Genomic DNA, 24058 nt, shown 5'->3' with positions numbered 1-24058 from the left:
TAAATGTTAGATAAGATGATGAAATCTTTAGCGGAAACGCTAAAGGTAGGGGATTTTATTGCCTCAGAAAATGGCTCTTACAACATCGAGGTTGATCAGTTGTCACTGACCATCAAACAACACGCATCATGGTTTTTATGGGAAGCGGCTTTACCTTTCCAGTTTAAAGAGCATCTAGATTATCAACAAGAACAAGCGTTACAACGTTGCATGCAGCTCTCATTAAAAACAATCCGTGAAGATGGCTGCGTACTAACAGCAAATGATGATCAGCAGCTGATTTTACAAAGCAAAGTGAGGATCGAGGACTGTTCGATTGAGCTGTTCTCTTCTTTGCTTTCTAAGCACGTTAATCTATGTGAGCGTTATATGGCATTATTGGAGCACGAGCGCGTGAACCACACGATTAATCATAATGTGTGGTTGCCATGATGCGAAAAGTCTTTCCGAATATCAGACGTGCTGCCACAAAGATACTGTTGTGTGCTGTGAGCTTTGCTCCGTTGGGATTCGCACAAGCAACAGACTTACACTGGCCCGAACAACCATTCCGATACTATGCAGATAACGACTCATTAAAAGAGTTGTTGAATAACTTTGGCGCAAACTATCGCGTTTCGGTTTCTGTGAGTGACAAAGTTAATGATCGAGTGAGTGGACGTTTTACTCCTGATGATCCGGCTGAGTTCCTCGACTACTTATCGCAAGTCTATAACTTGATGTGGTATTTCGATGGTGCCGTCTTACATGTCTATAAGGCGACAGAAACGCGCTCACGTTTACTCCAATTAGAATTATTGACCGCCAGAGAGCTACGAAGCACGTTAATTTCCACTGGAGTGTGGGATTCGCGCTATGGGTGGAGAGCCGCTGAAAGTAAAGGGTTGGTTTATCTTGCAGGTCCTCCACGTTATGTCGACTTAGTTGTACAAACGGCCGAAGCATTAGAAACGCGCCTGCTGCAGAAATCGAATTCAACCGACGAGTTATTCGTTGAAATAATTCCTTTGAAGTACGCTTCTGCAACGGATAGACAAATTGCATATCGAGATCAGACCATTACGGTTCCGGGTATCGCATCGGTTTTAAAGCGAGTCGTGTCTGGTGTTCAAACTCAAGTGACGAGTGCGTCGAACAAAGAAGTTACCAGTTCAGATAAGCCTGTAAAAAGCAATAAAACCGCCTCAGTTCATGGCGGAGCAACGGTTGAAGCAGAGCCGGGCCTTAATGCGATTATTGTTCGTGATACTCAAGCGCGATTACCGCTCTATCGCAAACTGGTCGCTCAATTGGACCAACCGCAATCAAGAATTGAAGTTGCATTATCGATTGTCGACATCAGTGCCAACGATTTAAGTCAGTTAGGCGTGGATTGGCGAGCGGGAGTATCTGTCGGAAATAATCGAATTGTTGATATCAAAACAACAGGGGATGTGAGTTCGGGTGATGTGACTCTCGGTAGCGGACAAAATTTTAAGTCTTTGCTTGATTCAACCAATCTGAATTACCTGTTGGCTCAAATCCGTTTATTGGAATCTCAAGGCAGTGCTCAAGTGGTTTCAAGACCAACACTGCTAACCCAAGAAAATGTCGAAGCTGTACTGAACAACAGCAGCACGTTTTACGTCAAGCTGGTTGGTAAAGAGACCGCAGCACTGGAAGAGGTCACGTATGGCACGTTACTGAGAATTGTCCCGCGTATCGTTGGTGACAGGTTTGCTGCCCGACCAGAAATCAATCTGAGCCTTCATCTCGAAGACGGGGCAAAGATTACCGATGGTGGTGTCGACGGCCTTCCTTCCGTTCGTAAAACTGAAATCAGTACCTTGGCGACGGTGAAGCAAGGACAGAGCTTGCTCATCGGTGGTGTCTATCGAGATGAAGTGAGTCATCAGTTACGTAAAGTACCACTGTTGGGAGACATCCCATATTTAGGTGCATTGTTTAGAAGTAATACCAACACTAAACGCCGCACGGTGCGCATGTTTATTCTAGAACCGCGAATCGTTGTGGATGGTATTGGCGATAGTGTGTTGATTGGTAATGAGTATGATCTGCGACCAAGCATTGGCAAGCTCAACAACATTTCCAACAACAGTGCTGAATTTAAATCGGTCGTCGAAGTGTATAGCTGCACATCAAAGACTCAAGCAGAGCGCTATCAGCAAGACTTATTGTCACAGCAACAGTCGTCTCAATTGACGCAGTGCCAATTGCCGACAGGGCAAAAGGGTTGGCGTGTAAAAGTATTGGAATGCGATGACTCACAAAGTGAGTGTGTGCGTCCATCAGAGGAGCCTTAACCGCGATGCAGCAATGGAAAATTCGTATTTTATCAGGCGTGCATTCCGGAGTTGAAGTCACCTTACCTGAGGGCGCTCTTGTGCTTGGCAGTGACGACTTTATCGCAGATCTCGTGCTGTCTGATGCTGGGGTCGAAGCTAACCATTTCACGTTGGTTTGCCAGCAAGACTCGGTCATTTTACGAGGCTGCAAAGAGGCAAATATTAACGGTGAAAACATCTCTGTTGAAGATGATGGGATCGAGTTGTCACGCCATGCCGTTGTCTCTGTAGGCGTTGTGAAGTTCGCACTGGGGTACGCAGAAGATGCGTTAATCGTGAGTAACGTCAGCGACGAATCTAGCGAACAGGATACACCTGTTGTTGCTGTACAACGCTCTAGCTGGAAAAAAACAACGCTCATCGCCTTGCTTTGTAGTTTTGTCCCGAGTGTCATTTTTGCTGGTATGTGGTACAGCCAAGCTAACGGAAACAATAATGAGACTGTCACAGAAGCAGAACCCATTGTTTTGGTGCGCAACATCTTAGGCGAGCTCAAACTTAGCGACGTTCGTGTGGAATGGAATGCCGCCGCACGCCAAGCGGTTTTGGAAGGCTATGTTGAAGATCGAACTCAGAAACTCGATCTGCTTGGTCGAATTGATGTATTAGGTATCAATTACAAAAGTGACTTAAGAACGATGGAAGAAATCCGTCGCGGGGTTCGATTTATTTTGCGAAACCTCGGCTATCACCAGGTGAAAGTCGAAAATGGGGATGAGACGGGCACACTGTTACTGACGGGTTATATCGATGATGCAAGCCGCTGGAACCAAGTTGAGCAAATTTTAGAGCGAGACGTACCGGGCCTCGTAGCGTGGAAGGTTGAACTGCAAAGAGCGGGTGCCTACATGGATACGCTAAAAGCCTTATTGACGGATGCGGAGCTACTGAAAAAAGTCCAGTTGGTTACCAGCGGTGATCGCATCGAAGTACGCGGGGAACTTGATGATATCGAAACGACTCGATTTTACGGTGTGACTCGAGACTTCCGAGAACAATATGGTGAAAAACCATATTTAGTTTTGAAATCCATACCTAAGGTGAGTAAAGGCACCAACATCGATTTCCCGTTTCGTAGCGTTAACTTTGGTCAGGTTCCATATGTGATTCTGACTGATAACGTTCGTTACATGGTTGGTGCAAGAACGCCTCAAGGCTACCGCATATCCAGTGTTACGCCAGTTGGCATTGAGTTGGTCAAAGGCGGGCGGGTGATAACAATAGAACTCGGATACGAGGGCGAGACGAACAATGACAAATCTTGAACAAATTTTAAATAACGACAAAAACGGTGCGGAAGTGCACAAGATTAAGAGCAAGCTCTTAGAAGCACAAGCGGTGGTGAAACGTCAGTTGGATTTAGGGTGCTCACCACAGCAGTACCAATTGCTACTCAAACAGTATGAAGCTTACACCGCCGCACATGCGGTCGTTGAATCATACGAAGCGAACTAAAAATACGAGGAAGTCTTATGTCATTTTACGATGCTAGTAACAGTGTAAACCTTGATGATGTTAAAACTAAGTTAGAAAAACAAGCGAAAGATGCCAACACAGAAGTGACGACAGCCATCAAGAACCTAGAAACAAACGCCGATGATCCATCTAAGCTGGCTGAACTTCAGCACGCGATCAACAAATGGTCTGTTGTTTACAACATCAATGCGACCACTACTCGTGCGATTAAAGATGTGATGCAGTCGATTCTCCAGAAGGTATAAAGCATGGAACGAGAAATGCGCCAATTGCTGGCTGAAATCGCGCTGATGGCAACCGGTATGCATCGTCATCAAGAAGCTAACACGATTGCGGACGGCCTTGAAGCAAGCTCTGGTTCTGAAGAGACCGTGGTGATGATTCGTGCAATGAGCCTCATGAATAAAGGCTTGTACGAAGAGGCTCATCAATTGCTCGAACCACTTTGCAACGCCTATCCAGATCTGATCAGTTTAGCGGCCCTTGCTTCCGCCAAAGCTGGTTTATTGAGCAAAGCGGAAACCTGGGTAGAACTCGCATCACAGGGAAGCGAAGAAAGCCAAGCATTTGCTGCAAGCTTTTCTCAGGACATTAGGAACCTTGGATGATCGTTGATTCAAGTAATCTAACTCTTCAGCCTCAACCTCTGCGCCAATCGGAGTCGCGCCATTATGAGCGGAGCGATGAAGATAAGATGAATGTGCTCATGGAGCGTAATGCCAAGCAAGCGGAAGCCTCACAAGCCTCTCCAAAAGAGACGTTAGAGAAAACAGAAGCGAAATTGGCGGACATCAAAGCGTGGTATGAATCACTAAAAGACGCAGATGTTGTCAGTAAACAAAGCGTCTTATCGTCGTTGAATGAAGCGTTCTCCGATCCTCAAGTTAAACGAGAGGCAATGTGGTACGCCTTTCATGAGACGAAGAGTGCAAAGGGCACCGAACACCCGCAAGCCGATTTATTAAAGGTGTTGAAGCAGGAGTTGTTAGGGGATTTTTCGGGCCAGCTTATTGCCGAACCACCTGTCGATGAAGCAGCACTTAAAGAAATGTTGGCGCAGCATTTTCCACTGGGTGCCCAGAAAGAACAAGCCTTGTGGCACAGTTGGGCTGAGTTGAAGTCGTTACCTGATATGGCATCAACACTGGACATGGTTCGTGATGAGCTTAGCTTCATGATCCAAAAAAATGCGATGGTGAAAAACATCGTGACTCATAGTCACAAGTTAGATTTGTCTTAGGAGTACATATGATAAACACGCAGTACACCGAGGTGATGCAAACCAACATTGATAAGTTGCAGGATGCACAAGTCGAGGACGGTTTAAGTGAACGTTTCGAACAAGCCATGTCGGTTCCCGAGGCGAATAATGGCTTGGAGGGCGGTTTGCTCGAAAACATCAGCGAGTTAAAAAATACTATCGATAACGCGAAAAGTAACCTGCAAGACAACATGAAGATGGTGGGTGATGATCCGGCGCAATTACTGCAAATGCAGTGGGCACTGACGCGCATTACTTTTCAAGAAGAGCTGATCGCGAAAACCGTGGGTAAAACCACACAAAACGTAGAAACCTTATTGAAGGCACAATAGTGATGATGAATAAAATGAGAGCGGTTTTCATCATGCTCACGTTGTTTCTGGTGGGTTGTCAGACCGAGCTGTACACCAACGTAACTCAGAAAGAGGGGAATGAGATGTTGTCGATCTTATTATCCGAAGGTGTCGTTGCAACAAAAGAACCTGACAAAGACAACACCGTCAAGTTAATGGTAGACAGTTCTCAAATCGCCTTCGCGGTAGACGCGCTGAAGCGAAAAGGGTATCCAAGAGAGCAGTTTTCTACATTGAAAGAGGTGTTTCCCAAAGACGATTTGATCTCGTCGCCATTAGCAGAACGAGCACGTTTGGTGTACGCGAAATCTCAAGAACTTTCTTCAACCTTATCTCAGATTGATGGCGTGCTGGTGGCACGTGTTCATGTTGTTTTGGAAGATCAAGATCTACGTCCAGGAGAGCGTCCAACTCCTGCGTCTGCCTCTGTGTTTATTAAACACGCGGCGGATATTGCGCTTGATTCGTATGTTCCTCAGATTAAATTATTGGTGAACAATAGTATTGAGGGGTTGAATTACGATCGAATCAGCGTAGTGATGGTACCCTCATCAGAGGTACGAGTTGCTACTCAAAACAATCAATTTAAAAGCATTTTGTCGGTTCAGGTCACCAAAGAGACGGCGAATAATCTTATCGCCATTTTGGTGTTCTTGGTAGCTGCGCTTATCGGTTCAAATATCGCTACTTTTACTTGGTGCCGCAGGAACACAAAGCGTGGTTAAACCAGAAACACCACTCGCGCAGGTACAACATCAGTTTAACTACGCGCCTTGCCAATACATCCATAAAAGTTGGATAGAACAGAAACAGCCTTGGTTACTAAATATTGAAGGTTGGAGAGATAACCCCATGTTTAACCAATGGTGCATAAATGAGTGGGCGTTATCTCCAGTTCCAGAGACGGCTTTTAACAAACCTTGCCATAGCTTGGCGTTGCTCCCAGCGGATGCGTTGAACCAACTCGTACTGATGGTGGGCGGAGCTTTACATTGTGTGGCAATGCGAGGCGTTGTTTTAAAACATCCGAAACAGGTTCTGAACAACGTCTTTGGATTGGAAGGCGCTCGGTTCTTGATTCAAAACGGGCCGATGTTGTTATCCAGTTGGCCGCAAGGTTGGCAACATCCGTTGCCAGAATCATTGGATGAGCGGTCTGTTGAAGCAAAAATGCAAGCGCTTGGGTACTCCTGGATAAGGTTTGTTTTAGTTAACTCGCCAGAAGACATTGTCCTGCGTTGGCAATTCAAACTAGAACAGCAGCTCAGCGAGAGTACGGAAATGGCTAGCTGGTTGGCAAAAGATCAGCGAGATCTGGCGTATCGACTCACAAAAAAAATTGCAAAACAGGTTATTCCCCAATGGTTTCATTTGTTGAAATAAAAACAGACAACTTGCAGCTGGCACCTGGCTTAAAGGTGCTGAAAGCGAAAGATTATGCCAGTTATCTTGATTCGCAACACTTAGTTGAAGCCGCGAACTCCAAAGCTGAAAGCATAATTGCTAATGCCCAACAAGCCTACGAAACTGAAAAACAACGTGGTTATCAAGATGGTCTCGCACAAGCCAAGATTGAAAATGCGCAAACGATGGTTGAAACCCTAGCGCGTTGTAATGATTACTATCAGCAAGTCGAAGAAAAAATGACAGGCGTGGTGTTAGAAGCGGTACGTAAGATCATCGATACCTTTGATGATGTCGATACCACGGTGAGCGTCGTGCGAGAAGCGTTGCAATTGGTGAGCAACCAAAAGCAGGTCATTTTACATGTCCATCCAGAGCAGGTTGTTGATGTGAGGGAAAAGGTGGCTGGTGTATTGAGTGATTACCCTGAAGTCGGTTACGTTGACGTGGTAGCAGACGCTCGCTTGAAAAATGGAGGCTGCATTCTGGAAACTGAAGTCGGGATCATCGACGCCAGTATTGATGGACAGCTGCATGCATTAAAGCAAGCGATGGTGAAGCAACTCAGCGAGCGTAAAATTACGATTCATGAATAAATCTTAAAAAACTCAGTACTTGCTGAGTTTTTTCATTTTAATGCCTTTAAACAAAAAAAATCCGACCATTTCTAAAATATTCACTGCCATAAATCCTTAAGAATACACCTAAGAAAGCTGCTTAGGTGATAAGTGTTGCAACCAAGCAGAGCCTCTAAAACAACAAAAATAGGATTATTTAGTCGAATGGCTAATGGATTTATAACTTCTTTACTGACAGATTTTGCCAGCCGCTGCCAACTGGAGTCGCTGGTTTTTGATGAGGATGATTGTTGTCATCTACTCATTGACCAAAACACAGCAATCACAATTCGCGCACAAGAAGATCGCCTGACACTTATTGGGCTGATTTCAGGCGATAAGCCGAGTGATGATGTTTTGCATCAACATATGAAAGATGCCTTAACGCAAGGCTCTCCAGCGGTATTCTGGGAGGCAGAAACGGGATACATCGGTTTCACACACCTGCACCAGCAACTGTTAACTGCTTCTTTTCTTGATGAATCATTAGCGAATTTCATCGAATGGCTAAAAAGTGCGAACACGCAAAAAGTAATCAATAAAACAACCGAAGTCCCGGTAACGAGTACTACTCATTTTTCCACATTAAGGGTTTAAAACATGATCAGTTTTGGAAGTGTTAGCGCATTGCAGGCTGCCATGCCGCAAGCTCGCAACGAGATACTAAACGAAGGCAAGCTGAGTATTGGTGGCAAAGAATATCAAATCAACGCAGCGACCCAAGAATTTACTCGTACCAATCCTACTAATGGTGCGGTAGCGCGATTTTTTGAAGCGACAGGAAAATTGTTTCGCGAAGGCAGCTCACAATCGGTTGCGAAAGCCCTTACAAAAGCCGTATTTGATAATGAGCAAGGCCAAGCTCAGCGTTTACGAGCTGCTTCTTCTGTTGAGCATGGACAAATGTTCTTCAAAGATGGAAACATAAAAACCGCATCAGATGTATTAAATGCATTCGCAAAATTGGATAGCAAAACGGTCCAATCGCACTCTGCTGAGCTAAACCAGTTAGCGGAGCGAGCAATGACAGAATCAATGCTAGAAACCGATTCTGGTAAAAACCTCACATCACTGATTGGAGAAAGTGCAGCGAAGTCGCTTGCTGGACGTGTAGTAAAAGACTACGGCGGTGGTGTGTCTGCAGCGCAAAAAAATCCAGCAGGTAGCATCAATCAAATGCAAGCGGTGTTTGATATGGAGGTGATGCATCTTAAATCGGCGCAACGCCATATCGAAGGTCTAGCAAGCACCGATCTAAGCCAAGGTGTATACGCTGAAGGACTGGCAGAGGACGCGTTTAACAAAAGTGGCGTCACCGATAATGTCGAACGAGCTGCGGCGTGGATCATTAATGCTTCTAACTCTAAAGGAAACGATGCCGAAAACATTACGTCTTTACTTAAAGAGTACGCGTCTAATGGTAAAGACTTATTGAATATGGACAACTTAAAAGAGCTACACGCTCGATTGGTACCTGATGTTGAACGTGACTACCGAGGGCCAAATATTTCGGGTGGTACTTTGCCTTCAAGTATTGGCGGTGAGGGGATGCTAAAGCAGCACATTGAAGGATTTTTGAAAGAAAACCCAGTGGCGGATAAAGATCTGGGTAAACACTTGTTTGCAGGAGTCATTGGGTATCACGGGTTCACCGATGGAAACGGTCGCATGGGACGCATGCTATACGCGATAGCAGAACTTCGTAACGACTCATTCAATCCTTTGGCTATGAACGCAGAGAACAGCCTTCACGGCATCAAGTAATTTTTCTCTTCTATTCCAATTTTAGAGCGGCGATTGCCGCTCTTTTCTTATTTCTTTATCCAACTTACTCTTCATTTTTCTACCTCGCTAAAACGGCTAATAGCAATAAAATTGAGACGTTTAAATAAAGCTCTTGTGTCTATCACGCCATAAAATCGCTCTTATCCTTATGAGCTTATTTAAATAAGCCGTTATACCCAAGTCGTCTCGCTGCATCATATATTTCGAGGCTACTTAGGTATATTAAATTAGACAGGACACAACATGGATACAGGAAAGATTAATATGCTTCTCTCTGAATTGGGAGAAGTGCTGAACCTTGAGCGCGTGACAGCGTATGACGATCAAATGTGGTCACTGCATTTTGCTGAAAATAACAGTGTCGATGTTCTGCTTGTGGAGGAAAAAGGCGAGTTGTTGATTTCTAAAAACCTGCACATAGAACAAGAGGATATTACGTTAGACAAACTTCAAGTTTTACTTGAATACAACTTCTTATATCGAGAAACCGGCGGTGTGCAGTTTTGCGTTAATCCAACCACTAAAGATGTGGTTCTTCAGGTTGCCATCGCGGCCGAGAGTGAACTCACCAATATTGCTAACTTAATGGTTCAACTGAATGAGCTAGTGGATACTTGGGCTCAGCTATTTCAGAACAATACGGTTGTAGATTTTAGCCAAACAGACGTACACGCATTTATTCAGGTTTAAGGCATCAAACATGGTCAATATTAATACATCACACATGCATTCGTTGAGTCAGTTAACATCCCATTTGGCGACACAAAATCAAGCTGACGATAAAGAGGTTCGAGCGCATAATGGCAAAGATATTTTTGTTAAAGAAGGGGCGCCCAAAAACAAAAGCGTCAGCGCGCGTATTAGCCACCAGAATAAAGCGAAAGACATTGTGGTGAATCTGCTCACGAAGCAGGGCATTCCTAAAGATGTTGCGAAGCTGATGCTGAAAAATGTGTTGAACGGTGAAAACAAGTTAACGCTTGGTAGTCTGAAAAACCTAGAGAGATTGTCGTCTGGTCCGAGCTCACATTGGCCAGCCGCGCAAACGGCCTCTTCTTCCAAAACCAATAAAGCTTCATCGAGTGTCGCGCTGATCAACGAACATAAAGCTAACCTTCAAAAGCTTGGTGATTTTGCCTGTACAGACTTAAATACATTTGGTGTAAAAGGTTCGCAGTTTTATGAAACCAAAGGAAAGCCTAGACTAGAAGCGCTGCACGCGAATCAAGCGCGAATCATGCAAGATCAACGAGCGACTATGTCCGCAAACGGAGTTCAAGCTGCAGCACAAAGAGGAACCGCACCGCAATTAAGCACCCTACAGAACATTGCTAAGGCAGTACAAAACGCGAAAGCCGGCTGCTGTACTACATTTGCCTTTGCTGCCGCGGCTGAGATGATTCAAGGCATGTCAGGCACACCTGAAGGTGAGCCTAAAGTAGAAGTGGTTGCGTTTAAAAAGGGTCATTCAGGTACACACCTTTATGTACTGGTTGGTCGACAAGAGGGGAGTGATATCAAAGATCCATCAACATGGAGTAAGGATGTGAAAATTGTTGATCCTTGGGCAACATCCGCATTCGGTGCACCAATGTTTGGAGATGCGCAGCGACCACCTGTTTCGAATATGTTCCCGCCAACAGAAGTCATTTTTGATAGCCATAAACTGGGTTAGTCGCTCTGCAAAAGAAGTGAGCAAACACATAATACTAATCTTCTAACCTTTATTGAAAGAGCAGCCGTGAGCTGCTCTTTTTTATTACTCTGGCAACTCATTTTTACAGCGAGATTTCTGCGGAAAACCTCACAATGAAGGCGAAAAAGTGACAAAAATAAAGCCATTACCGACATCGTTCAATCTGCAATCGTTGTTCAATAGAGTTATTGAAACAAAAGGAAAAAGTTATGAACACGATTCAAAAACTGCTCTTGGAGTTTTGCCAACTCAATGAGTTGCCCGAACTGAATTTTGAAGACAATGAACGTTGTCAGCTACTGGTCGATGATCGCTACATGCTGTATTTCATCGCGACAGATACGGATGACTTAATGTTGTCCGTGACGTTCGGAGGATTAGAAAAGTCGGGCGAACAAAGACTCAAAGGTTTAGAGCTTCTTGCTCATGCTAATTATCAGGGCATCGGTAGTGGCAGCCTTGCACTTGCTTTAGCCCCAAATGGTCGACAGCTTGTCTTAGCGGGACGTAAACCCGTTGAGCACCTAAACACGACGAATCTTACTGCTTGGTTTCATGAGGTTATTGAACAGACTGAATTGTGGCAAGCGCGTTTTGCAATGTTGGATCAAGCGATTCCAACCACCCCTAATCATGAACAAGCTCATGTTCAATCACTTCGTGTGTAGGAGAGAAAAATGGTCAATACAACGCAAAAAATCAGCCAAAGCCCAGTACCTGATCTAGAACAGTTTCGTGCAGTCGCTGCGCAAAAAGATGACCGAGTGATCAGTAAAAGAGGTGAGGTAAAAGAACCTTCAACGTTCCATAAAGGTCACAAGTTTGCTTCTATCCACGAAGGCGTGTTGAGAAGCAAATACACTAAGTTTTTCCAAGAAAACATCAAAACTCACCTTGATTTAAAGCAGGCGCTACTTAAGCAAGAAAAACCTGAGGTTGCGCTGTTGGCTTACTCCCTAGTGAGTCCTTCTGGTTATCGCGGTGAGCCGCTTACTGAGCGCAAAATCTTAGAAGTTGTCAGCTTGTTGGATGAAGTCAAGGTGAGCAGCGATACGTACCAGCAGCTTAAAAATACGTTTGACGCGATCAGCAAAGATCCGCGTATGCAGGTGAGTTTAGAGGCTCAGTACCCGGGGAAAATGGATGGTTTTGGCGCCGAACTGTTACAGATGGGCAAAGAAAAACTGAAAGGTTCTGGCGTTAATGCTGTCATCAACCTAGCTTTGCCTGGCGTAGGGCTATTAATTTCAACAGGACGTGAGCTGCACAAAGCGGCAGTCAATGGCGATGCTGAAGCTTACCACCATCAGCTGGAGCAAATTTCGCAGCTTCCAGGGCGAGACCAACGTCTCTCTATGCCGATGCAACAAACATTAGCCCAAGGTCATGCAATGTTATCAGCTGAAGGCGCAGTTGGGGCGACATTGGGCATGGCGACAGGTAGTTTGGGTACTTTTGGTGTGAGCTCCGTAGCGACAGCGGGTGTTACGCCGATAGCAAAAGAAGCCATTGGTTCGGCTGCCACGACTGGCATCATCAGTGGTGGTGGCTTTGTTGCGAACCAAGCTGGAGCATACGGGTTAAATACGGAAGTCAAAGAGCAACTCATGCAAGGTGAGATGTCTGGTGTTTTACCAAGGCTTGAAGTTTCTAATGCCAAAGGAGACTTTACCTTCAGCATGCAAGATCCAGCTTCTGTACGCGCATTAATGGCGTACCTTGGCCCTAAAGAGAACACGGCGATGACATCACCTCAAGCGCCTAAAGAAGCACAAGAGATGGAAGCGGCTCGCTTAACGTTGAAAAAGATGTTGGGCTCAGAGTCAGGTGAACACTTAGTCCCTGACGTTGATTCTATCTTGAAGTTAAGTCCAGAAGATGCGCCAAGTAAAACTGAGGCAACTGCTCATAGTGCGTTTAAAAAGCTATTGGGCGAAGATTGGGATTGGCTCATGCCTGCAGTTCGAGCGATCGATAAAGGTGAGGCGAGTCAAATCAATGAAAAGCTGACTTACAAACTGCCACTTGATGCAGAAAATGGACGAGTATACCTTGATAAATGCCCAAACCTGAGTGACGCTCAGTTGGATGCATTAGATAAACTGGGCTCACCAAGTCAATTGCGACTGATGTACTTAGCGGAAGGTTGGGTTTAATTGAAAGTAAGGGAGCAGATGCTCCCTTACCGTATATGGTGTTTTGCCGGATGTTTATCTAGGCGTTAAATTGGCCTACTGATTTCGCTTAAAAAAGCGCTCGGCATTAGCAAATAGAGATTCACAGTGCTTTTTCTGCTTGTCGTAGTCAGCCGAACCTTCTGGCATTGCGTCTAATACTTCTTTTGCGCTGTGGTATTCTTTTACCATCAACTCAAATTTATCTTCATAATTGCTTTTTTTATTCTTTTTTTGAAAGCTATCTCGTTTTTTTCTCATTTTTATTCCTCTAGAGCGTGTTTATAAAAGGTCAATCTAATTAACCTCTACTTTTATAGGAATAACGAAGTCAAAATGGTTTAAATTAAGTCTAAATATTCCATTGTCATCGCGCTGATTAATATATTTCACCGCTAATGACTATTCCTAAATAGTGATGATATATACACGAAGTGGCTATGCGCGTTATGTCTTATTTTGACGATTACTGATTGTTTTTATAAGGTTAAATTCCTTATAAACCTATCGATGTAAAGACAGCGCGTTGTGATAACCATGCTAAGAGAGCTAACTCTCGCTCGTATTTAAATCAAAACTGAGGCTATTTAATGGAAGATAAAGAATAAGTTGCTACAGGAGTTGAGTAACGAAATGACTCGAAAGAAAACTAAGAAGAGACTCGAACTAAATATTTCATCAATAGCTCACGGTTAGGAGCTGGGCTCACTATACACCGATTATAAGAAATAGATAGGACTTTCTATTTTTCTTCAGAGAAAACTGCCCATGAAGGAAGCTTGCGCGTTGCAAAGCAATACCTAAAGATACAAAGGCATGCGTACATGCCTTTGTATTTGTGCCTAGCACACTTGGCGCTATGGTAGGTAGGCGCCGCCACATACTGGATTGTATGTGCCCGTGATATGTCCGCTTTTTTCACTTGCCAAGTAGCTCACGGTGTTTGCTACGTCTTCAGGTGTGGCAATTTTCTGCGTTGGTGTGAACATTCGAATGGTTTCTTTAAACTCTTCAGGAGCACCTTTTGTTGCGTCTGTTTCTACAAGACCCGGAGCAACGACATTAGACGTAATCCCGAAGGGACCAAGTTCTTGGGCGAGGTATTTACTAAAGCTATCAAGTGCACCTTTTGCACTACCATGAGCAATAAAGCTTGGTGCAGGGGCTTCTGATAAGGTGCTAGAGATAAAAATTAAGCGACCAAACTGGCTGGCTTTCATATTTTCTACCGCCAATTTTGCCGTTTGATATGCAGCGTGCATTTCGTCATTTAGCTTTTGTGAAAACTCTTCCCACGACTGCTCAGTGAAAGGTTTAGCGGTAAAGCTCATGTTTGCGTTTGAGACAAGAACATCAACGCCACCATGTTCATTTGCGATGCTGTCGAACATTCCTTGTATTTGTGCGTCATCTCGAACGTCAGCTTTTAAAGTGTACGCCTCACCACCGGCGTTTTGAATTTCTTGAGCTAACGCTTCCGCGACCGCAGTACTATTTACGTAGTTGATAAAAACTCGGTAACCATCTGCAGCGAGTGCTTTTGCTGTTGCTGCACCAATTCCACGAGCGCCACCTGTAATTAAAGCATTGCGTTTTGTCATCGTATTTCTCCAAGGTTGAGCCTGACTGTTAAACCAGCTTCTGTCGCAACGTACGCTGATAAGTTAAATTTGTCCGTTAAGCTTGCGTAAGTTCGCTACCACGCTAGAAAGTTGCTGTTTGCTGTTATCTAGGTCGGCATCAGCAAGGTTCTGTTGGGCTTCTTGCAGTACTAGCGAAGCGATATTTGCACATGTATCAACGGTGTCTAAAGATTTTTCTGTTAGCACGACTAACTTGCTTCGACTATCCGTTGGCGAAGGTTTCCTCTCTGTCCAACCGCGCTTTTCAAGCCCATCAATTGAGCGACTGACGCTCGATTTTTCTAAGTACAACAGTTCACAAATCTGACTTTGAGAAAGGGCACCGTTGTTTCGCAACAGCAACACGACACCCCATTGTTCTGCTGTCATATCAATACCAGCATCTTTGAAACGGGTGGTGAGTAATCGGTTAAACAGACGACTAGCAAGCCCCGTAAGGTGACCGAGAGACTGATGATGGTTGTATTGGGACATGGAAAATTTCACCAAATAACATTAACGAACAATATGGTTGTATGCACAACTATGTTGGGCGATGTCAAATTCGTTTGAAGAAAATGCTACTAGCTTGTGCTTATCGTTGGGTTGATGTGTCAGATTGAGGTGCTAATGAAAATTGGTGAGGTAGCTTCGAAAACTTCGGCCAGTCAAATGTTTGCGCCTGATGCACCGAGTTGGGGAGCAAGCTTCAATAAAGGTAGGGGAGTTGCAATCCTTTCTTTATTTATTCAGTTTAAATGTGTTTTTTGTTTACATTACAAATGGTTAGATTTTAATTCTTTTCATTCGAAACACTCTTCTCAAGAAGTTCATGATAAATCAATGAGATTGATCTTTTTGATTGGCAATGATCAAATGTATCTTTACTAAAACTGTACGGTACAGTACAGTTTGTGAAAGTCATAAAATGGGTTTCAAACATGAAGAAGAAAGTTATCGCCTTGTCGCTTGTTGTTGGTTCGTTATTTGCTGCTGGCTGTGCCTTATACCAGCCGAATACTGTAATGACGGATAACGCATATGTTCATTCAGACGTTACGGCCATTTCACCTGAGGTTGGGGGGCAAGTAAGCGAAATCTTTGTCAAAGATAACCAGTGGGTAAGAGAAGGAACTCCTTTGTTTGTCATTGATGATGAAGACTTTATTGCCAACCAAGAAATTGCTCGAGCAGCACTAGATGTTGCGAAATCTGAGCTTACTGCAAATCAAATCAAAACGGATATGCAGTTAATGAAAATTGAGCAGGCGAAGCAAGGTATTCGCCGCGCGAGTGCAAATGCCGAACACCAAGCGGCGGAGTTTCAACGTCTTTCTCGTTTGGTACAAAAGCAATCTGTGAGCAAAAATCAGTTTGAAGCACAAAAAACGCGATCTATTGAAGCAAGCAGTAATCTTGAAACCGCTAAATTGGGCTTAGCTGCTGAGCAAAAACAGCTCGACACATTGATGACTGAGAAGTTGCAACTGACAGCACAGCGTAAAAAAGCAGAAGCAAACTTACGACTAGCTAATATTTCACTGGAAAGAACCACGGTGCGTGCACCATTCGATGGCTATGTGGCAGATAGACAAGTGCAAGTCGGCAAGTTTGTACAACCAGGAATGGGGCTCATCGTGATGGTGCCAGATTATGTTTGGATAGAGGCAAACTTTAAAGAAACACAACTTGAGAACGTTGTGCCTGGGCAAGAGGTTGAAGTAGTATTGGATATGTTTCCAAACCATCCATTGCATGGCCGTGTTTCTTCGATAACCCCGGCGACTGGTGCACAGTTTAGTTTATTGCCACCTCAAAATGCGACAGGCAATTTCGTAAAAGTAGTACAACGTGTACCAGTACGTATTGAGCTAGAGATCCCTCAAGAGTTGAGTCAACGAGTCTATCCGGGGTTGTCTGCAGAAGTATCGATCGAGACCGCAGCACAAGGTTAACTGCAATGGAAAAACGTTCACCGCTGCTGATTTTGACGCTTTTTGCGATTGCTGCTTTTGGTATTAACTCCGTGATGTTCACCGAGTTATCGTATGAGATGGCGGCAACGTCAGGCTTATCTGTCGATGAAGTTGCTCTGGTTAAAGTCGGCTTTATGATTACCCAGGTATTAGGTTTTATATTCACACCAATATTGGTGCGTAGATTGGGTACGTTAATTCTCTTACATGCCATTTTATTGGTAGGTCTAGCGAGCAATCTTGTACTTTACTGGGGCGGACAGCAAGAGCTGGTGTTCACTCTGACTTGGCTCTCGAGTGGCTTTTTTATGAGCATGTTAATGGTGGTATTAAACCTTTACCTGCTCCACTTCTTTGAGCAGCGTTGGCTACCTGCCATTATCGCTTTAACGTTAGTATTCTCAACCTTGCTACCGATCGGCGCTTACCCTTGGGTAGTGGCCAATATTGTCGAAATCTTTGATTGGTCACTGTTGTGTGTCGTGTCGGCTTGGCTGTACTTCTCTGCCTTGGTAATTGCATGCATATACAATCCTAAGTCGATTCAAATCGAGGCCGAACCCAAATCTGGCTGTTGGTTTTATTTAGTTTTTGCCCTGACAATAAGCCTCGTTGTATTTCTATTGATGAGAGGCAGTTATTACAACTGGTTTGACTCGGAATGGTTTGTTAAAGCCTCTTCGATTGCCGCAGCTCTGACTTTATTAGTGGTGTATTACTTTGTGAAAACCAGTCCTTTAAATACAGCATCAATACAGCTGCATAGTAAGTTGAAAACTAATGTTTTTATGTACAACGCTTTTTTGGCAGGTTTTGCTGTTATGGCGAGCAATGTGTTGTTTACTAGCTTTTTGAAAATGGCGTTGCAGTACAACAACCTTAATGCTGGATATGCCCAATTACCGGCATTTTATGCCATGCTAGGTGGTATGCTAGTCAGTGTGCTGGTGTATTACTTCCGCCGTCCATTAGCGGATGCAGTCGTCCCGTTTGGTGTGGTGATGATTATACTTTCGGTACATATGTTTAGTCAGTTACCTAGCTTTGCTGGTACGGAATCTTTGTCCGTTCCGATGATGTTGCGTGGGTTTGGTGTCGGCTTATTGAATGTGTCTGTGACCATTGCAGTCTTGATGTACTTCCAGGTCGGGCAGCGTTTAGAAGGCATCGCCAATTTCTACCTCTTTCGTACCATTGGCGGTGTGATCGCTGGTGCCATGTTCTCACGGGTAATGCAAAGCCATAGTGCACAAGCTGCTGGAGAGATTGGCCGAACGCTAGATGATGTGAATCATGCTTTTGGTGCTTATAAAAATGCGTTGAGCAGTACGATTCTGACTCATGGACACTTGCCAAATTCGGCATTAGGAATGAGCCAAATTAGTTCTGTTGTCAAAGAGCAGGCGACCACTCTCGCACTGAGTAATTCATTATTGATGTTTATTATCTCGGTCTTTGCTCTCGCGCCAATCTTAATAATCGGTAAAAAACTGGCGGCGAAGCGAGAGATTCACTAAGCCATAGAAACAACAAGGGAGCGATGATGCTCCCTTTTATATTCAGTGAGTTTACCTTTGGTATAGATTTAGGAAGGCGGTGACCGCTTTTTTCGTATGTGCATCTAACTCTTCATCCGTCGGAAAATCGAAGCCAATTAGTGCCATGTTCTGGTAATCAAGTTTAATTAATGCAAGTAGTTGCTCACAAGCGAGGTCGGCATTTTCAACATCGAGTTGTGAGCTGACAGTTTCACTCTTTAAAAAGTCGATGAGGTATTGATGAATGCGATGCGGCCCTGTCTGCCAGAATTGATTTGGTACGGAATCATGTTTGTTGAAGTCAGCCGAAACGATCCGATAAAGTGATAGCATAGGATTGGAGCATACACCTTTTAGGTACTTCTTGGCGAAGTCATTCAATGTTTCTTGTAAAGGCTCCGATTGCTTGTCGGCAAGCTGGAAGACGGACTCTAAGCTGGTTTTGGTATTGTATGCTAAAACTTCAACAAATAACCCTTCTTTGTTCGAAAAATAGCGATATAACGTCTGCTTTGAGCCTCCACAAATCGCGACGATTTGATCGAGTGATGTGTCTTTGTAACCTTGTTTTATAAAAAGGTCAGTGGCAACTTTGATGATTCGAGTTCGTTTCTTTTCGGTAGATATGCGCATAAATAAATCAACCCAAGCAAAAATCCACCTTTGTTGTGGCTGGCGTGGTTTATTACCGAGCTTTAGGTGGTTTAGAGGTGAAAGTAAAACTGTCCAGTACAGTACCACTATTGACGTTAGTAAACACGACTTTTCATGAACCAAGTGCTTCATTGAGACAAGCAAAAGTAGGCAAATTCGATATGCTGAAACCTATAGCGAAGGATGATATATTTAAAAATATCATTACGTATAGAAAAGTGATAACCGTTCTTCGTACGATAGCCTTTACTCTCGAAATCATGTTAGTTCAGCGCCTTATCCGACTCCAATGATGCCAACCAACGAAGCACTTCGGCGGTTGCTTCAATAAGATCACTTGGGATGTACTGGTCGACGTTGCCGTCCGCGTATAGTGCGCGAGCAAGAGGGACTTTTTGCATCACAGGAACGCCTTCCTCTTTAGCGATTGCGATCATACGTTTGGCTACCGCATCGGTTTCCATCAAGGTGATGACGGGCAGGGGCGTTTCGCCTTTCTTGTAATAAAGACCAACTGCTATATGTGTTGGGTTTGTAACCAATACATTAGAACGTTTAACGTTTTCGCGTTGATTGGAGGCTTGTAGCTCTTGGTGCAACTGACGACGTTTACTTTTGATTTCAGGGCTGCCTTCCATTTCTTTGTATTCGCGTTTCACTTCGTCCTTGCTCATTTTGAGTTTCTTCGTGTGGTCAAATTTTTGGTACGCAAAATCAGCTGCAGCGATGACGATGAAACCTACCGAAGAGATAATCATTAATTGTTTAATCATGACGCCAGTAATGGTCGGGACACATTCTAGCCCGCAAGTTGGAATTTGCATCAAAGCGTTGATGTTACCGCGTAAGGTCACCCAGATAATGCAGGAAAGAAGAGAGACTTTAAGGATCGACTTGATAAACTCAATCACACTCTTAAGCGAAAAAATGCGTTTGGCACCTTCGACGGGATTGATCTTTTTGATGTCGGGTTTAACGGATTCACCACTAAATAGAAAGCCGAACTGACCCATATTGGAAAAGATGGCGACGAGTGCAGCAACCAGAATAATCGGGGCGAGTAGATAGGCAATTTCTTTTGCGATGGCAATAGCGACATCGACTAGCGCATCTTGGAAGCCCTGATAAGCAAGCTTACTTGGTAGGAGAATAAGCGCTGAGATGTGCGACATGTAATAATCGGCGAACGCAAACAGTACAATTATGAGCGCCAAAATTAATGCAGACGATACGATTTCTTGGCTTTTGGCTACCTGACCTTTCTGCCTGGCATCGCGTAACTTTTTTGCGGTGGGTTGCTCTGTTTTTTCTGCGCTCATAAAGAATCCTAAGCGTTATTGCCAAATGGTATTGAGTTGTTCTGCGAATCGGGTAATGCCATAAAATTGCACTTCAAAGTGATCCATCATTAGCCCGAGATACACGATCAGTAAAACACTCGCGATGGCACTTTTTATTGGCATGGCAAGGAAAAAAACATTCAATTGCGGTGCAAAACGACTGATAAGCGCCAGACCAAACTCAGCAAGAAACATTGCCAACACTAATGGAGCGGACATCAACACACCAAGCCACATAAGCTGTTCAAATTGCGCGTAGAAGAAGCTTACCCATGCATCGCTAACGGTTGGGAAAAAGTCCACGATCGGCCAAGATGTGTAGCTTTTGAATAACGCGTAGATAAAAGTGACAAAGCCCCCGCCAGAGAAGAACAGGGTAATCAACGTTTGGGTCAGCAACACTGCGGTTGGCGTTGATTGCGAGCCTAGCGTTGGGTTAAACATACTTGCCATGGCAGCACCACGTTGGTTGTCGACCAGAAAGCCAGCCGCTTCTATTGCCCAAAAGGGGATAGCAGCAACAAACCCGATCAATAGCCCAATTAATACCTCTTTACCCAAAATCACTATCAGCCAAATACCGTCGGTTTCTGCGGGCAAGCTTTGCTGATTAATCATCGGAAATATAAACAGTGCGAGTGAGCAAAGCACACCATTTCTCACCATGGTGCCGCCTAGCATTTGCTTGCTCAAAATAGGCAAAAAGATGAAGCATGCCATTAACCGAGGTAACGTCAGGCTATACAAAAATAAAGCCTGGTGTAAGTCGTGATAACTCATCGTATTTGAGGAATTTTATCCATGGCAAGCGAGGCGAAGGCGTGGAGCTCTGCCCCTAGCCACTGCGTTGTGACGAACAGCGTAATAATGACCGCGATAAGCTTGACCACAAAGCCTAACGTTTGTTCTTGGACCTGAGTTAACGCCTGAATAAGCGACACCAATGTACCAACCAACGCTGCGACTAAAATCGGCGGTAACGACAAGTACAAAACTAGGGTTAATGCTTGAGTCGTGAAATGAATGATTTCTGCAGAATGCATACTTTCTCCGTGATTAACCGTAACTCAGCACTAAGCCGTGAGTGAGTTTCGTCCAGCCGTCAAGCAAGACAAAAAGCAACAATTTGAAAGGGAGAGAGATGGTCATTGGTGATACCATCATCATGCCCATGGCGAGCAAGATATTCGATACAATTAGGTCGATAGCGATGAACGGTAAGTACAATAGAAAGCCAATTTCAAAAGCACGGGTAAGCTCACTGACCGTAAACGCTGGCAGCAACAGCAACAAGCTATCTGACTCTAAACGGTCCACGTACTTTTGAGGCCATAATGTGCGCGCAGCATCGGTAAAGAATATGGCTTCGGTTTCCCGAATATGTTTTTTCAAAAACTCTCGATAAGGCTGTAAACCGCTTTCAATGAGGCCTTCTACACTTGCAGAATCTTCGAGGGAGATATCATGCTGCTTTACGTAGTCGTAGGTTTCAAAACCGACGGGAGCCATGATGAAAATAGACAAAATGATCGCCAATCCGTACAGCGCCATGTTCGGTGGAATTTGCTGTACACCGAGAGCGTTACGCAGCAGTGAGAATACAACGGCGAGTTTGACAAACGACGTCGCCATCATCGCGATAAATGGGATCAGTGCCAGCAGTGCTAAGCTGACAATGAGATTGAGCTCGTCAGGTAACTGGATCATGCTGGCTCCTGCGTGCCACCAAACAGTTCCAGTACGCGCACACCTAAATGCTCATTAACATTAACCAGTTCACACTCACCGACGATTTTGCCGTTGGCACGCAATGTTACCGGCTTAGATACAGGTTGGTTTAGCTCGAATACGTACCCAGGCTGAAGCTGGTTAAGCTGTTCTAGAGTGATGGTTTGATGGCCGATATCAAACGTGAGTTCCACGGGCAGTTGCTGGTGGTCGGTTAACATTTCTGAAGTGTTTACGTCATTCATATTGGTTTCTTTTTCAATAATGTGAAGAATTTGGTCATCCAGTTGGCAGCGCCAGAGATTCTGGTTAGATACTTGAAAAATGGCTTGTTGTTGGGCGATATAACAATCGTCAAAAAAGATCACATCTCCCAGTTCGAGCGAATTAAATTCGCTTAACATTAAATGGGTCTTTCCAAGGCTTAACCACACAGGTAAAGCGAGATGTCGCGCCTGAAGAGCAGCGCTGTTTGGTAGTGCATCCAACAGCACGTTTGCTCCTTCGCTAACCCACAAACAAAGAGAGCCGTTAGGTTTATTGAGGGTTAACATCAAGGTATGCTCTTGAACTTGGCTCGACTCTAACGGTTGTAACTGGCTAAGAATGGGCAACTGACCAAATAGTGCTTTGAATGCCTCACTATGCGGTTCAATCTGAGAACTCAAAAGTGCTAACTGGAGCGAGTTGGGCAGTGACTCGAATGCAGTGGCATTCAGAGTAGACTCAAGCCATTTCTGGAGTTGCGCACGACAAAAATCCACTTGGATCGTTTGCCCTCCAATCAACGTGGTTAAACGGAATCCTTCAAATGAAGGGATTTGAGAAACAGTAATCGATACGCTCTGACCATCAGCCCCTTGGAAATGGCATTGCTTTGCACAAAGTTGATTACTGAGCGCAATACTGTCTGAATCGACTTTGGGTATCGTTAACGGCGTCATAGGTCATTCTCCGCTTGCCATTCTTCATACACGCTACGTTTCTGGCGTGAGTGTTGTTGTTCATGTTGTTGTTGATCGAGCTGTTGAGTTTGTTCGCTGATCGCTAGACGAAGTGGCTGATCACCGCCAAATCGATTTAGGCGTTCGGCAAGATCTTGTCTAGCTTGTTGGCTAATAATGGAAAGGGCATGCTCTTGTCGAATCGTCACGCTATAACCTTGCGCGTCCAACTTGATGTGGATTTCGCCACCTTTTAATTGTCCTTCACTCAGAAACAGCCGAACCTCTTTGTTGTCCGATGCGGTTGGCAGCGAAACATAGATTTTGTCCACCAATTGTTGGAGTAACGTGTTTACGTCTCGAGCAGGGGCCGGCTGAGCCTGTGAAGCGACACTCTTTAAAATGACATCGCCTTGCGTTGCCGCGCTCGCAAGGTGTTGAGGATCTGCTTTTTCGTCATCCGCTTTACCGGACAGTGTTGCGCTTTTCGTCTCGATTTTCTCAAGCGATTTAGTTTCAGAACGACTATCGGTTTTGTCTGTTAGTTTGCCTGTGTCTTGTAGTCGCTGAGTTGCACGCTTATTGTGTGTCGTTTCGGTTTGTTTCGTCGTGAAGTTAGCATGGTTAATTGCATCTTGAGCGAGCGATTTCCCTACGGCCTTTTTAGGGAGAGAACCGTCGAGAGAAGCTTGTGCTTGAGAATGGGGGCCAACGCGCTCAATCGAGGATGAGTTTGGAGCCTGATCGATCTCAAGTTTCTTATCTTTCTCATGCAATTTACTGTTTTCAATTAGGTGTTCTTCGCTATTTGTTGCGTCGTCTTGTGGTTTCTCTATGCCTCTCTTGGTGACGACGTCACTTTTTCCTTTTGATGTGGCGGTATTTCTATAAGTGCTGGCTTCTTGGTTAGAAAGTTTCGGTTGTTTGTCTAGGCTTTGAGATGCTTCATGTCTTAACGGAAGGCTCTCGTCTCTGCTCTGAGTGTCTTTTTTGCTCACAACGGTAGATTCTTCTTCCTTGCTAGGTTTCTCCGTCATTGCACGCTCGAACTGTGATTGAAGCTCAACCTCTCGTTCCAGGGGCTTTTTTTCTGGCGTTGATTTGTACAGCGTATTCGGTGTTTCTTCTGTTGGAGTAATGCGCAT

The 24058-nt window shown here is 44.5% G+C and carries 30 protein-coding genes; 20 read left to right on the top strand and 10 right to left on the bottom strand.

Going from position 1 to position 24058, the window contains the following annotated elements:
- Positions 1-3 precede the first annotated feature (3 nt).
- From L3V30_RS19550 to L3V30_RS19470, 17 genes are all read left to right on the top strand, one after another.
- A complete protein-coding gene (locus L3V30_RS19550; RefSeq protein ID WP_012841763.1) occupies positions 4-432 on the top strand; it encodes a YscB family type III secretion system chaperone in 429 nt (142 codons plus the stop codon).
- Positions 420-2303 (top strand): type III secretion system outer membrane ring subunit SctC, encoded by a 1884-nt coding sequence (sctC, locus tag L3V30_RS19545; RefSeq protein ID WP_237309601.1) that lies wholly within the window; start codon positions 420-422, stop codon positions 2301-2303. The genes L3V30_RS19550 and sctC overlap by 13 nt, the downstream gene beginning before the upstream one ends.
- A gap of 5 nt (positions 2304-2308) precedes the next feature.
- Entirely contained in the window at positions 2309-3610 is a 1302-nt protein-coding gene (sctD, locus tag L3V30_RS19540; protein WP_237309599.1) for a type III secretion system inner membrane ring subunit SctD, read from the top strand.
- Positions 3597-3800, top strand: a complete 204-nt coding sequence (locus L3V30_RS19535; protein ID WP_012841766.1) for an EscE/YscE/SsaE family type III secretion system needle protein co-chaperone — start codon at positions 3597-3599, stop codon at positions 3798-3800. Before sctD ends, L3V30_RS19535 begins: the two co-directional genes overlap by 14 nt.
- A 17-nt stretch (positions 3801-3817) precedes the next feature.
- Positions 3818-4066 (top strand): type III secretion system needle filament subunit SctF, encoded by a 249-nt coding sequence (sctF, locus tag L3V30_RS19530; RefSeq protein ID WP_047009831.1) that lies wholly within the window; start codon positions 3818-3820, stop codon positions 4064-4066.
- A gap of 3 nt (positions 4067-4069) precedes the next feature.
- A complete protein-coding gene (locus L3V30_RS19525; protein ID WP_237309597.1) occupies positions 4070-4429 on the top strand; it encodes a YscG family type III secretion system chaperone in 360 nt (119 codons plus the stop codon).
- Positions 4426-5061, top strand: a complete 636-nt coding sequence (locus tag L3V30_RS19520) for a YopR family T3SS polymerization control protein (protein ID WP_237309595.1) — start codon at positions 4426-4428, stop codon at positions 5059-5061. The genes L3V30_RS19525 and L3V30_RS19520 overlap by 4 nt, the downstream gene beginning before the upstream one ends.
- An 8-nt stretch (positions 5062-5069) precedes the next feature.
- Positions 5070-5414 (top strand): SctI family type III secretion system inner rod subunit VscI, encoded by a 345-nt coding sequence (gene vscI, locus L3V30_RS19515; protein WP_005377202.1) that lies wholly within the window; start codon positions 5070-5072, stop codon positions 5412-5414.
- Entirely contained in the window at positions 5414-6160 is a 747-nt protein-coding gene (gene sctJ / locus L3V30_RS19510) for a type III secretion inner membrane ring lipoprotein SctJ (protein ID WP_086012989.1), read from the top strand. Before vscI ends, sctJ begins: the two co-directional genes overlap by 1 nt.
- A complete protein-coding gene (vscK, locus tag L3V30_RS19505) occupies positions 6153-6818 on the top strand; it encodes a SctK family type III secretion system sorting platform protein VscK (protein WP_114322286.1) in 666 nt (221 codons plus the stop codon). The genes sctJ and vscK overlap by 8 nt, the downstream gene beginning before the upstream one ends.
- Complete coding sequence (locus L3V30_RS19500) at positions 6797-7435, top strand: HrpE/YscL family type III secretion apparatus protein (RefSeq protein ID WP_006741524.1); 639 nt, start codon at positions 6797-6799, stop codon at positions 7433-7435. The genes vscK and L3V30_RS19500 overlap by 22 nt, the downstream gene beginning before the upstream one ends.
- 132 nt (positions 7436-7567) lie before the next feature.
- Entirely contained in the window at positions 7568-8053 is a 486-nt protein-coding gene (locus L3V30_RS19495) for a CesT family type III secretion system chaperone (protein WP_237309593.1), read from the top strand.
- 3 nt (positions 8054-8056) lie between these two features.
- Positions 8057-9220, top strand: coding sequence for a VopS family T3SS effector adenosine monophosphate-protein transferase (locus tag L3V30_RS19490; RefSeq protein WP_006741525.1), 1164 nt, complete (start codon positions 8057-8059; stop codon positions 9218-9220).
- Between the two features lie 264 nt (positions 9221-9484).
- Entirely contained in the window at positions 9485-9931 is a 447-nt protein-coding gene (locus L3V30_RS19485; RefSeq protein ID WP_237309591.1) for a type III secretion system chaperone, read from the top strand.
- Positions 9932-9941: 10 nt separating this feature from the next.
- Positions 9942-10916, top strand: coding sequence for a type III secretion system effector VopR (gene vopR / locus L3V30_RS19480; RefSeq protein ID WP_237309589.1), 975 nt, complete (start codon positions 9942-9944; stop codon positions 10914-10916).
- A gap of 230 nt (positions 10917-11146) precedes the next feature.
- Entirely contained in the window at positions 11147-11605 is a 459-nt protein-coding gene (locus L3V30_RS19475; protein ID WP_237309587.1) for a CesT family type III secretion system chaperone, read from the top strand.
- A gap of 9 nt (positions 11606-11614) precedes the next feature.
- A complete protein-coding gene (locus L3V30_RS19470) occupies positions 11615-13093 on the top strand; it encodes a cation transporter (RefSeq protein ID WP_104969407.1) in 1479 nt (492 codons plus the stop codon).
- 75 nt (positions 13094-13168) lie between these two features.
- Here L3V30_RS19470 and L3V30_RS19465 read toward each other — a convergent pair whose 3' ends face one another.
- The 3 genes from L3V30_RS19465 to L3V30_RS19455 form a co-directional block, all read right to left on the bottom strand.
- On the bottom strand, positions 13169-13372 hold the full coding sequence (locus tag L3V30_RS19465) for a hypothetical protein (RefSeq protein ID WP_005395134.1): 204 nt from the start codon (positions 13370-13372) through the stop codon (positions 13169-13171).
- A 596-nt stretch (positions 13373-13968) separates the two neighbouring features.
- A complete protein-coding gene (locus tag L3V30_RS19460) occupies positions 13969-14712 on the bottom strand; it encodes an SDR family oxidoreductase (RefSeq protein WP_047009819.1) in 744 nt (247 codons plus the stop codon).
- 63 nt (positions 14713-14775) lie between these two features.
- Positions 14776-15228, bottom strand: a complete 453-nt coding sequence (locus L3V30_RS19455; RefSeq protein WP_005395130.1) for a MarR family transcriptional regulator — start codon at positions 15226-15228, stop codon at positions 14776-14778.
- A 135-nt stretch (positions 15229-15363) separates the two neighbouring features.
- Here L3V30_RS19455 and L3V30_RS19450 point away from each other — a divergent pair, with 135 nt between their 5' ends.
- Genes L3V30_RS19450 through L3V30_RS19440 form a run of 3 tightly spaced genes read left to right on the top strand, consistent with a single transcriptional unit; the run spans position 15364 to position 18226 of the window.
- Positions 15364-15624 carry a hypothetical protein gene (locus L3V30_RS19450; RefSeq protein WP_041852949.1) on the top strand — a complete coding sequence of 87 codons (261 nt, stop codon included), beginning with the start codon at positions 15364-15366 and terminating at the stop codon, positions 15622-15624.
- 50 nt (positions 15625-15674) lie between these two features.
- A complete protein-coding gene (locus tag L3V30_RS19445; protein ID WP_005395128.1) occupies positions 15675-16688 on the top strand; it encodes an HlyD family secretion protein in 1014 nt (337 codons plus the stop codon).
- A 5-nt stretch (positions 16689-16693) separates the two neighbouring features.
- Positions 16694-18226, top strand: a complete 1533-nt coding sequence (locus L3V30_RS19440; protein ID WP_237309586.1) for an MFS transporter — start codon at positions 16694-16696, stop codon at positions 18224-18226.
- A 51-nt stretch (positions 18227-18277) separates the two neighbouring features.
- Here L3V30_RS19440 and L3V30_RS19435 read toward each other — a convergent pair whose 3' ends face one another.
- The 7 genes from L3V30_RS19435 to L3V30_RS19405 form a co-directional block, all read right to left on the bottom strand.
- Positions 18278-18880, bottom strand: a complete 603-nt coding sequence (locus tag L3V30_RS19435; RefSeq protein ID WP_047009923.1) for a TetR/AcrR family transcriptional regulator — start codon at positions 18878-18880, stop codon at positions 18278-18280.
- Positions 18881-19164: 284 nt separating this feature from the next.
- Positions 19165-20220: a SctU family type III secretion system export apparatus subunit VscU gene (vscU, locus tag L3V30_RS19430; protein WP_047009817.1), complete on the bottom strand. Its 1056-nt coding sequence runs from the start codon at positions 20218-20220 to the stop codon at positions 19165-19167.
- 15 nt (positions 20221-20235) lie between these two features.
- Complete coding sequence (sctT, locus tag L3V30_RS19425; RefSeq protein ID WP_031780447.1) at positions 20236-21021, bottom strand: type III secretion system export apparatus subunit SctT; 786 nt, start codon at positions 21019-21021, stop codon at positions 20236-20238.
- Positions 21018-21284: a SctS family type III secretion system export apparatus subunit VscS gene (gene vscS, locus L3V30_RS19420; protein ID WP_005377227.1), complete on the bottom strand. Its 267-nt coding sequence runs from the start codon at positions 21282-21284 to the stop codon at positions 21018-21020. Before vscS ends, sctT begins: the two co-directional genes overlap by 4 nt.
- Positions 21285-21297: 13 nt before the next feature.
- A complete protein-coding gene (gene vscR, locus L3V30_RS19415) occupies positions 21298-21948 on the bottom strand; it encodes a SctR family type III secretion system export apparatus subunit VscR (protein WP_005377232.1) in 651 nt (216 codons plus the stop codon).
- Complete coding sequence (gene sctQ / locus L3V30_RS19410) at positions 21945-22913, bottom strand: type III secretion system cytoplasmic ring protein SctQ (RefSeq protein ID WP_046874924.1); 969 nt, start codon at positions 22911-22913, stop codon at positions 21945-21947. The genes vscR and sctQ overlap by 4 nt, the downstream gene beginning before the upstream one ends.
- On the bottom strand, positions 22910-24058 hold the full coding sequence (locus tag L3V30_RS19405; RefSeq protein WP_237309585.1) for a type III secretion system needle length determinant: 1149 nt from the start codon (positions 24056-24058) through the stop codon (positions 22910-22912). The genes sctQ and L3V30_RS19405 overlap by 4 nt, the downstream gene beginning before the upstream one ends.

The sequence above is a fragment of the Vibrio sp. A1-1 genome, assembly GCF_021728175.1.
GTDB classification, from domain to species: domain Bacteria; phylum Pseudomonadota; class Gammaproteobacteria; order Enterobacterales; family Vibrionaceae; genus Vibrio; species Vibrio diabolicus.
The sequence above is the reverse complement of the archived record's forward strand: the minus strand, read 5'-3'. Positions and strand labels throughout refer to the sequence as shown.